The sequence below is a fragment of the Thermostichus sp. MS-CIW-41 genome, from assembly GCF_054058915.1.
The window spans coordinates 1-9,494 of record NZ_JBSSBO010000073.1 but is presented as its reverse complement, the minus strand read 5'-3'; the positions used below and the strand labels follow the sequence as shown (position 1 = coordinate 9,494).

The 9,494-nt window shown below is 57.6% G+C and carries 9 protein-coding genes; 1 reads left to right on the top strand and 8 read right to left on the bottom strand.

Annotation, left to right across the window (positions count from 1 at the left end; all coding sequences use genetic code 11):
- Positions 1-13 precede the first annotated feature (13 nt).
- The 3 genes from ACVWXE_RS13865 to ACVWXE_RS13855 form a co-directional block, all read right to left on the bottom strand.
- The gene (locus tag ACVWXE_RS13865; protein WP_457490594.1) at positions 14-352 is read right to left on the bottom strand and encodes a hypothetical protein; all 339 of its coding nucleotides are present in this window, start codon (positions 350-352) and stop codon (positions 14-16) included.
- A 159-nt stretch (positions 353-511) separates the two neighbouring features.
- Positions 512-1,624 (bottom strand): hypothetical protein, encoded by a 1,113-nt coding sequence (locus tag ACVWXE_RS13860; RefSeq protein WP_457490593.1) that lies wholly within the window; start codon positions 1,622-1,624, stop codon positions 512-514.
- Between the two features lie 119 nt (positions 1,625-1,743).
- Positions 1,744-2,817 (bottom strand): OmpA family protein, encoded by a 1,074-nt coding sequence (locus tag ACVWXE_RS13855; RefSeq protein ID WP_457490592.1) that lies wholly within the window; start codon positions 2,815-2,817, stop codon positions 1,744-1,746.
- Between the two features lie 353 nt (positions 2,818-3,170).
- Here ACVWXE_RS13855 and ACVWXE_RS13850 point away from each other — a divergent pair, with 353 nt between their 5' ends.
- Complete coding sequence (locus ACVWXE_RS13850) at positions 3,171-3,446, top strand: hypothetical protein (RefSeq protein ID WP_457490591.1); 276 nt, start codon at positions 3,171-3,173, stop codon at positions 3,444-3,446.
- A gap of 134 nt (positions 3,447-3,580) precedes the next feature.
- Here the strand turns inward: ACVWXE_RS13850 and ACVWXE_RS13845 are convergent, their stop codons facing one another.
- The 5 genes from ACVWXE_RS13845 to ACVWXE_RS13825 all read right to left on the bottom strand — a co-directional run bounded on the left by ACVWXE_RS13845 (position 3,581) and on the right by ACVWXE_RS13825 (position 9,391).
- Positions 3,581-3,784: a hypothetical protein gene (locus ACVWXE_RS13845; protein WP_041436260.1), complete on the bottom strand. Its 204-nt coding sequence runs from the start codon at positions 3,782-3,784 to the stop codon at positions 3,581-3,583.
- Positions 3,785-3,962: 178 nt separating this feature from the next.
- Entirely contained in the window at positions 3,963-5,366 is a 1,404-nt protein-coding gene (locus ACVWXE_RS13840; RefSeq protein WP_457490590.1) for a 1-acyl-sn-glycerol-3-phosphate acyltransferase, read from the bottom strand.
- 140 nt (positions 5,367-5,506) lie between these two features.
- The gene (locus tag ACVWXE_RS13835) at positions 5,507-5,959 is read right to left on the bottom strand and encodes an AbrB family transcriptional regulator (RefSeq protein WP_011432404.1); all 453 of its coding nucleotides are present in this window, start codon (positions 5,957-5,959) and stop codon (positions 5,507-5,509) included.
- A gap of 376 nt (positions 5,960-6,335) precedes the next feature.
- A complete protein-coding gene (locus tag ACVWXE_RS13830; RefSeq protein ID WP_457490589.1) occupies positions 6,336-6,530 on the bottom strand; it encodes an oxidoreductase in 195 nt (64 codons plus the stop codon).
- 95 nt (positions 6,531-6,625) lie between these two features.
- A complete protein-coding gene (locus ACVWXE_RS13825; protein WP_457490588.1) occupies positions 6,626-9,391 on the bottom strand; it encodes a cation-translocating P-type ATPase in 2,766 nt (921 codons plus the stop codon).
- Positions 9,392-9,494 lie beyond the last annotated feature (103 nt).

The window sequence follows — 9,494 nt, the reverse complement described above, 5'->3', positions numbered from 1 at the left end:
GAAGACTTCTTTACTACTGATCAATCCATCCTCCTTCCGAAGTTGGTTTGCTAAGTGCTGCTATTGTACCCCTTGAGCCCTTAACAGGCTGTACCACCGTTGGGCCAATGAGCAGAGCCAAGCCGGCAATCCCGGCAATTAAGCTCAAATACACCAGCACAACCCCCAGCCAGCGGGGGATGCGTAATCGCTCGGCCAGATCCACCAGAGGAGCCAGCGCCGCCGCCACCACCACCGCGATCATCACCGTCAGCACCAAGCTGCGCAGTTGCCACAGCAGCAACAACAGCATCCCTGTGGCCACCACCAGGGCTACAGAGGATACGGAGATGGTCAGTTGTCTTCGGCTCATCACTTGGCTGGGTTCTCTTCAGGGGGGCGTTCAAGCCCCCCTAGGTAACAGATGGCTCTACCATCCTGGCCTGGCTTGGACGAACTTGCCAAATACTCCTGGGCAAAGACCCCAAACCCAGCGCTTCAGATCCTCAGCAAAAACCCCGCCAGAGCTGAGCTACCGCAACAGTTCCCTCCGCACCGCTTCTACATATTCCAGCAGCCCCGGGGATCCCCCGCCCGAAACCTGCCACAACATCAAAGCGCTACCCAAATCGGAAGCGGCACCAGCCCTATCCTCTCCCTGGTAAGCGCGCGCCATACCGCGGTGGTAGTAACCTTCAGCCCGCTGGGGCTGCACCTCGATAGCCCGGCTGAAATCCTGAACGGCCAAATTGAAGTCGCAGATGCTGGCCCACATCAGGCCGCGATGGACATAGGCCTCGAAAAGATCGGCAGCACTTTGATTTTGCTTGGCCAGCTCAATCGCCAGATGCGACACATCAAACGCCGATTCCAGATGGCCTTGTTCGGCCCAGATGCGAGAGCGGATCAAGTGCAGTTGCGGGTTGTGATAGGCAATCCGATCCAGAGGAGACAAGGTCGCCAGAGCCTGCTCAGGTTCTTGCAAACGCTCGTGTTGGATTTTGGCCTTGAGCAAATAGGCTTCAGCCAGGTAGGGATCCAAAGCAATGGCAATATCCAGATCCCGCAGAGCAGAGCGCATCAAGCGAGCAATGGCAGAAGCATGCTCAGGCTGCGGTAAAGCAACAGGATCTTCTTGAGACTCCCGCCAGAAGTATTGCGCCCGTTGCAGATAAAGCTGCGCATTTCCCGGCTCCTGTTGGATGGACTGGGTTAGCCGCGCCAGCTCATTGGGAAGATCCGCCGGAGCAGAGGATTGAGAGAGAGTGGGATCCTGACGCCGAGGCCGTGCCGGCACGGCAAGGCTTGGGTTGGAACGGCCAACAACCCCGGCGGGCTGGGGATCTGCCTGTTGCGCAAGCCATTGATAGACCTGCTGCTGGTGAGCGAGAGAGCGCTGCTCAAGCTGTTGTACCCGTTCTTGCAGTTGGGCTTGCCGCCTGAGCCAAGATTCAGAACCTGGTTCATCTTCAAACAAGGTCTGGGATGACGGCAGAGAGTGCTCCCAAGCTTGCAGAGAAACCTCAGTGGCCGCACTCCGCCCTTTCCGAGACGAGGCCAACCAGCCACCTTCGCCGATCAAAAACGGCAAGGACAGCAAACCCAACAAAGCCGAGCCGGAGAACAGAAGACTGGGCCTAAGCATGGATCCCACCCCTTGAAATAGCCTAGAAATGAAGAGTTGCCTCTAAGCTAGTTCGCCACAGCCGCAGTGTCCAGACTTTCGGCGATACCCGTCCTGCCCCAAGACCTGGAAACTCCCCTCTAGGGGATTTTGCCACCGGCCAGATCCACCAACTCCACGCGGCGATTTTTTGCTCGGCCTTCCTCAGTGGTGTTGCTGGCCACAGGAGCAGAGAACCCCACACCAACCGGATAGAGTCGACGTTGCTCGATACCCAGCTGAACCAACCGGTTGACAACCGCCTCGGCCCGGCGCCGCGAGAGACCTAGGTTGTAGTCGAAGCTACCGGTTGCATCGGTATGACCGACCACGAGGATGCTGAGGTCGGTGCGCTCGCGCATCAGCTTGGCGATCTCGGCAAGGGTGGGCTCGGCAGCCGCTTCAATCTGATCCGAGTCATAGGCAAAGAGAATGCCGTAGAGGGCGATCCGGCCATCGCGGCTGATGGCTTGATTGATCTCGCCGCTTGTGATGCTTTCAACCAGCTCCAGGCGTTGCTGGCGGGGCTTGACATCGACGACATCCACTCGCCCCAGAGTAATCCCGGTCGGGATCGGTCCACTGCCGCGGGTGATCTCCCAGTCATCGGTATTGACCACAAAGTAGGCGCTCACGAATCGCTCATCGCCTTCGGGGGACTTGCCACGTGCGGCTAAATAGGCAGCAGTGTTTTCTCTGGCGTTTTGAAACGGCCACTGGGCCCGTTCTTCCGGCGTGCTGTAGGTGCCCTTCATATCCAGGATCTCGTCAGCAATCTGGTTGTTGTAGCCGAGGGTCTCAATCTCCTCCCCCAACCCGGAGAAGAGGATCTCAAAGCCGGACTCTTTCAGTTCGGTTTCGTAGTTGAGCAGCGCCTCAAGAGGGGCAACCCGCTCCGGCAGTCGGTAATAGGTCGTGATGCGACGCCCCTCGACAGTTTGAGACCGATAGGGCTGCACAGCTCCCATCGCGCCACTGAAGACGATTTTTTCAAGGGCCAACTTAAAGCGGTCGTAATCGGCCCGCGATTGAAACACAATGCTGGATCCTGCGAAGCGCTTAAGCCCTGGGGGATCCGCTGTCCCTGGCAGATCGGCCCGAGCTGGCCCCGCCTGGACAAGCAGCGCTGTTAGCACAGCGAAGGCAAAACGCTGTAAATCTGCGCGAAAAGACATAGCCACTCCCTAGTTTTTCCAAAATCTTTACGGGGCCAATGCCTAGAAGCTTAGCTCAGAAATGCAAAGGGATTAAGGGCAAACCTTTCTTTTAGTGTGTTAGTTTACGAACCATTGTTAGTACTTAGGATATGAAGCACTTAAAAATTAAGAGAAAATGCTAACTCGTAGTCGAGCTGAATATTCGAGACAATGCTCTGGCGCTCCCAGCTACCAAGGCGAACTCAAAAAGCGTTCATAAGCATTCATACCCTTTGTAACAGATTGCAAGCAAACCTTCACAAACAGATCACTGCACCTGAGCCAGAGTTAGATTTTCTACAGGAGCAGAACCGGGAAGTGCCACCCTTACCTTGGTTCAGTTCGACTCCCAGGATCCCTATGAAGTCATTCACCACTTCAAGCCAATTGCCGAGGTCCCTGAGCTGACCCGCGAGACCTACGTGCCGCGAGCTTCTACTCCCTTGCTGGATGCCATGGGGCGCGGCATCATCGACCTAGAAAAGAGCCTCAGCGAACTCAGCGAGGCAGATCGCCCGGCCAAGGTTGTGATGGTTGTGGTAACCGATGGGCAAGAGAATGCCAGTCGCGAGTTCCGCAAAGAGCAAATTGAGAAGATGATAAATTGAGAAGATGATCAAGGGCAAGGAAGAAAGCTAATCCCTCTGCGGATAGGGCTTTGTGGGCAGGTTGACACGGGAAGCCCCTCGGATCCAGGGAAAGGGGAAGTATCGCAATGACCTCTGGGCCAGGGGGGATCCCTTCAGCGCCGTCGTCTGGAGCAGCGACGCAGTAACCAACTGGCGGCGGCCCGGTCGCCTTCATCCCATGCCAACCGCTCCACGGCCACCATCACCATCGAGGTGATCACAGCTTCACTTAAATGGCGAGAACGCAAATGCTGCACGGCTGAAGTGGCGGCCTCCAGGTCGCGTCTGCGGATGGCGCGGAGCAGCTCATCAGACATAGACCAAGCCAACGAGCCTCACTTCCTTTCTGCCCCCTTTCTACCCCAAGAGCCAGAAACTTCCCCTTTCCTTCACCTGCTTGTCAGATAATGCAAAAGTTCGTTTTACTTTCACGAAATATCTCACAAGATGTCTCATGAATTGTTACACTTTTTGCCCCTGAGCCGACTAGGCATGTCAGACAGCAGGGAGGACCGCAGGGGAGCACGGGATCCCTTTGATAAGCCGCTCCATTTCTGCTTGTAAATCTTGGGTGAGGGCTTGTACGGCTTGTCGGCGGTTGGCCTGGTAGGCGGGCCAGCGTTCGGAAACCGAGAGGGGATCCCCAATGCTGAAACGCGCCAGGCGGGGGCCCAAGCGGGGGGGAGCAGTTCCGACGGGATTTTCTCCTTTGATCCAAGCCAGCAGACTCCAGAGGCGCAGGGCAGTTTCCGCCAACTCGTCTAGACTTAGACTGGGCTGCTCGGGCATGGGGCGCACCGCAAACACCATCAAGGTTTCCGCCAAGCGCATGTGCCAGAGGTGAAAACTGGCCTCAGCAGCCACTCGATTGGCCAGCCCCCTCTCCAGAGCCGAGAGAGCAGCAATATCGGCAATATCTTCGCGGTAGATCCAGGCCCAGCCCGCCTGTTCGATGCGGTGCCGCCGCTCGATGAAGTCTCCTTGAGGCTCTAGGCCGAAATGTTGCTCGGCCACCCGCAGGGCCAGATCTGACAAGCTTTGAAGACGCGCCAACAGGTCCCCCTCTTTAACCTGGGCTCTATCTGCAGCAGGAAGGGCAGGGGCATAAAAGCGCTCATAGAAGGTCTGCATGACCTGGAGCAGGTGTTCTCCCAAGCGAAGGATACGGGCCAGCAAAAAGGCTTGACCGGCGTGAGCCGAGCGCGTGGGCGGCAGCTTGCAATCGGCCTCCATGCGGCTGAGCAATCTATTCAGAGCGGCACTGGGATCCCTCAGGTAGGAATAGCGAAGGCCCACCGGCAGGATCAGCACCTGCTCTGGCCGTCCCGCCTTGTGCAGATCCTCCACCGCCCAAAAGCTCATCTGGGCTACCCCCGGCTCCAACGGGTTGAGAAGACTGCTCATGCCGTTGATCGTTCCTTCTGGAGCTACCGCCAGCGGATATTGGCCCGATACAAACTGCTCACGAGAACTCTTTAGCCCTGCCCGATCCAGACGGCCCCGCAAAATCGGGATCCCGCCCAAGCGCGGCAAGCCCCAACGGGCAACGGATCCCAGCCACAGAGGTAGGCCGCGGTCGTAGACAAACAAAACGTGGGGCCGGCCCCGAAAGCGGATCCCCTGGCGTTGGGCCACCTGCGGCAGGAGATGGGCGAACAAGTACATCAAGCAGGGGGGATCATCGAGGGTCGGGTGTCGAAACGCCACCAACAGGCGAATCTTGCCCGCCTCAAACTGCTGATAAAGCTGAGCCAAACGCTCTCCCCCCTCCACTTCAACGCGAGGGATCCCTTTGGTCCATCGCAACCAAAAGGGCAAGCCTGCTTGAGCAAAACGAACGACCCAAGGCGTCAATCGCGGTGGCAAAAACTTGAGGGGTGGCTGAACCTTCTGTTGCATAGGGATCCTTATCTAGGGTCAGCAAGATCGGTGAACCTAGGCTTTGGATCCCATCTTAAAGAGGGCAAGGCAAGAAGAAAGCCACACAGTGACAGTTCGTCAACTGGATCCCTTCTCCTCACTCCTGGCCCGGCAGCGGCTCAAGCCCCAGCAGTTTTTTTCCGGCGACCGCGAGTCGCTTTGGGGGAAGCTTCTTTGCTTGGGGTTGACTCCTCCACCACCTGGCCGTTTAGCACTTGCTTGAGGTGAATGTGCTTGTAACCTAGCTGAATCTCGAACTCATCCCCGGGTTTGAGATTCATTTTTTCGGTGTAGGCCGACCCAATGATCAACTGCCCATTTTTGTGAACGCTGACCCGAAAGGTTGGCTCACGACCGCGCTTGTCCCGGCTGGAACTTGGGCTGAGACTCAGACCTTTTGCCGCCAGCACCGCGTCATAGAACTCATTCAAGTTGACGCGAGGCTTGTTGGTCTTGGTCATGGTTACATAGCCACATCGCTTTGCCGTTTCTCGGCGCGGAAGATGCCCCAAAGCTTCGACCTTCTGCAGCAGAGCCTTCCCGGTTAAAGGTTGTGGTGGTATATCTGACATTTTTTAATGTCCTACATCCTTCTCTTAAGATCATACCCTTGTGATGTACTCCTGCAACCGAAAGTCGGAGGCTTTTTTGAAGACAGGTTTTTCTCTTGTTCCTTGAGCCAGCAGCTCCGAAGGAAAAACCTCGTCTCCCTCAAGAGGTGTTCCTGCCCTTGCCAAAAGGTGATGGGGGCAAAAAGAACTCAAGCCCTGAAGAGTGCTGGGGCTTTTGTGGATGGAGCTGACAAAAGATTGCCGTTGGAATAGGGGTGGTGCCGTGGCGCAGATGCAATTGACCGCCTTTGAGAGGGGAAAGCAATTGAGACTTCACCCCATGGCCGAAGGCGCGCAGGGGATAGGCATTGCTTGGAGACAACCTCACCCTCACTCGTCAGGTGCCCCGAACTCTGATCACATCTTCTGCAACTTCCGCCAGAAAACGGGCTCGATCTTCCCAAAAACCGCCATAGAGACGGGCACGGCGATTGCCATTGGCTTGCGGAAATGGGTCGAAAAGATAGCCAGAGCGGGTGTGAAGCTGGATGCCATCACACCTGGCCCGGCGGTCACTTTCCCCTCTTGGCAAAGGCCGGTCACATCTGAGTAGTGGCTGAGGGATCCCCTCTTCGGCACTTCTTCAGATGGGAGCGCAGTGAGCGCGAGTTGCCCAAAGCAAGTTATTCATTCAGGATCCACTCGATTGGCTGCCGCTGAGACAACGATGAGTGGCAAGCTCACCAGCAAACAAAAGCCCCATTGCTCCCAAGACAGGGGTGCTGTGTCGAAGATAATGTTGAACAAGCTCCACTGGCTGAAGAGGATCTGCAGCAGGATGGCCGCCCCAATGCCGATGGCAATGGCTGCTGTATCCATGAGGCGCTCATGGTGCTCCAATTGGCTGGCACGTCCACGGCCCAACAGGGTAGGAATGGCCTGGCTGAGGCTGAGCAAGTAGAAGATGCGCCCGATCACCAACGCTTGGATGGCCATGGTGCGGGCCAGGTTAAGGTTGCCGGTGGTTTGTTCGATGTATTCAAAAACCCCGAAGATCAAGATCCAGTTGAACACGGACACCAGCAGGATGCGCTGCAGCAGCCTAGGAGAAAGCAAGTTGGCCTCCGGATCCCGCGGTGGGCGAGTCATCTCTCGGCCTGTGCTCGGCTCAAAGGCAAGAGGCACCGTCATGGTGATGGAGTTGATCATGTTTAGCCACAGCACTTGAATGGCCAGAATGGGGAGCTCGCGGTTGAGCAGCACGCTGAGGAGAATCGTCATCGATTCCCCCCCGTTCACCGGCAGGATGAAGGCAATGGCTTTGAGCAGGTTGTTGTAAACCGTGCGCCCCTCCTCAACGGCTGCCTCAATGGAGGCGAAGTTGTCATCGGTCAGGATCATGTCGGCAGCAGCTTTGGCCACTTCGGTGCCGCCTCGCCCCATGGCAATCCCCACATCTGCTTGCTTTAGGGCCGGAGCGTCGTTGACGCCATCGCCGGTCATGGCCACGATCTGCCCCCGCGCTTGCAGAGCTTCCACCAGGCGCAGCTTTTGCTCTGGCACCACCCGTGCGAAGACGGATCCCCGATTGGCAGCTTCCACAAATTCCTCCGGGCTGAGCTGCTCCAGATCTCGACCGCTGTAGGCTTGCACAGGTTTTCCACCCCCCAGGCCCATCTGCTCGGCAATGGCTTGAGCCGTGAGCACGTGGTCGCCGGTGATCATCTTCACCTGGATCCCAGCCGTTTGACAGGAACGCACGGCGGCAATGGCCTCCGGCCGCGGCGGGTCAATCATTCCCTGCAAACCGAGGAAGATTAAACCCTCCTGCAGATCTGGGTGATCCACCCGAGTTTGGCTGCTGGGGACGGTTTTTTGGGCAAAGGCCAGAACTCGCAGCCCCTGCCGTGCCAAGGCCTCCACCTGCTGGCGAATCCGCTCCTCTTCCAGAGACTGGATCTCCCCCTGGGATCCCATCTGGCTATGGCAGCGGGACAAGAGAGCCTCTACGGATCCCTTGACATAGAGGCAATGCTCTTCTGGCCCCAGCCGGTGCAGGGTGGCCATGTACTGAAACTCGGATTCAAAGGGGATGCTGTCCAGGCGAGGGCGGCGGCGCTGCAGTTCTTCCAGATCCAGACCCCCCTTCTGGGCTGCCACAAGCAGAGCCGCCTCGGTGGGATCCCCTACCACCTCCCACTGGCCGTTGTCTTTGGGTTGCAGACGGGTGTCATTGCAGAGGCAGCCGGCCAAGAGACAAGCCTGTAACACCGGCAGCCGATCCACTTCCACCGGAGCATCCCCCTCCTGGGCCAGGATTTGTCCCTGAGGACTGTAGCCACTGCCCGTAACTTGGTAGAGCTGGGATCCGGCGTAGATGGCCTGCACCGTCATCTGGTTTTCCGTGAGGGTGCCGGTTTTGTCAGAGCAGATCACCGTAGCGCTGCCCAGGGTCTCCACCGCCGGCAGCTTGCGGATAATGGCGTGGCGTTTTGCCATGCGGGAAACCCCAATCGCCAAGGTTACAGTGACTACCGCCGGCAAGCCTTCGGGGATAGCACTCACCGCCAGCGCCACTGCCGCCTCAAAGACACTGGCCGCCCCCTGTCCCTGAGCCAATCCCACCAAAAAGGTGAGCCCGGCCAAGCTGAGGATGATCCTGAGCAGCATGAGGCTGAATTCCTCGAACTTGCGTGTTAGGGGAGTTTGCAGGGATCCCCCCTTTTCGACCAACTCCGAGATACGGCCTGTTTGAGTCTGGTTGCCAATGGCCACCACCACCCCTGCTCCTTGGCCGAAGGTAACAAAGCTGCCGGCATAGGCCATGTTCTGGCGGTCGGCTAGGGGTGTGTCTTCCGCCAGGGATCCCAGCCGTTTTTCCACCGGCACCGACTCTCCGGTCAGGGCCGATTCATCCACCTGTAAGTTGCGCACGCTCAGCAAGCGCAGGTCGGCGGGCACCTTATCTCCCGAACTCAGCAGCACCACATCCCCCGGCACCAGCTCCCGCGAGGGCACCCGCAGTTTTTGCCCATCCCGGATGACCGTGACCTCCGTCACCACCGACCGAGCCAGAGCGGCAATCGCTTCCTCCGCTTTGGACTCCTGGATGTAGCCGATGAGAGCGTTGATTACCACCACCGCCCAGATCACGATGGCATTGCGCCAGGATCCCAAAAACGCCTTGACCGCCCCGGCAACCATCAAGATGTAGAGCAAGGATTGGTTGAACTGCTGCAGAAACTTCACCCAGGCCGGGGTAGCCGCCTTGGCCTTTAGCTCGTTGGGGCCATATTGCTTCTGCCGCTGGATCACCTCAGCTTGAGACAGACCCCGTTCCAGAAGCGCCGCCAGAGGCAGATCCACTGCAACGATTTGGCGGGCAACATCCTCTTCGGGCAGAGCGTGCCAGGGAGCTGCCGGCAATGAGTCAGGGGAGACGGATTTTGCCATCGCAGGTCTCTAGGTTGTGTTGATCTTTCATTTGAGCCAAAAGAGAGCACTGACGAGATAGAGAAAACTCAAGAAGTTCCTGGCCAATTTGTCAAAACGAGAA

Coding starts and splice junctions, on each gene's coding strand:
- ACVWXE_RS13825 (WP_457490588.1), bottom strand. CDS start 9,391: ATGGCAAAATCCGTCTCCCCTGACTCATTGCCGGCAGCTCCCTGGCAC.
- ACVWXE_RS13860 (WP_457490593.1), bottom strand. CDS start 1,624: ATGCTTAGGCCCAGTCTTCTGTTCTCCGGCTCGGCTTTGTTGGGTTTG.
- ACVWXE_RS13835 (WP_011432404.1), bottom strand. CDS start 5,959: ATGTCAGATATACCACCACAACCTTTAACCGGGAAGGCTCTGCTGCAG.
- ACVWXE_RS13845 (WP_041436260.1), bottom strand. CDS start 3,784: ATGTCTGATGAGCTGCTCCGCGCCATCCGCAGACGCGACCTGGAGGCC.
- ACVWXE_RS13865 (WP_457490594.1), bottom strand. CDS start 352: ATGAGCCGAAGACAACTGACCATCTCCGTATCCTCTGTAGCCCTGGTG.
- ACVWXE_RS13855 (WP_457490592.1), bottom strand. CDS start 2,817: ATGTCTTTTCGCGCAGATTTACAGCGTTTTGCCTTCGCTGTGCTAACA.
- ACVWXE_RS13840 (WP_457490590.1), bottom strand. CDS start 5,366: ATGCAACAGAAGGTTCAGCCACCCCTCAAGTTTTTGCCACCGCGATTG.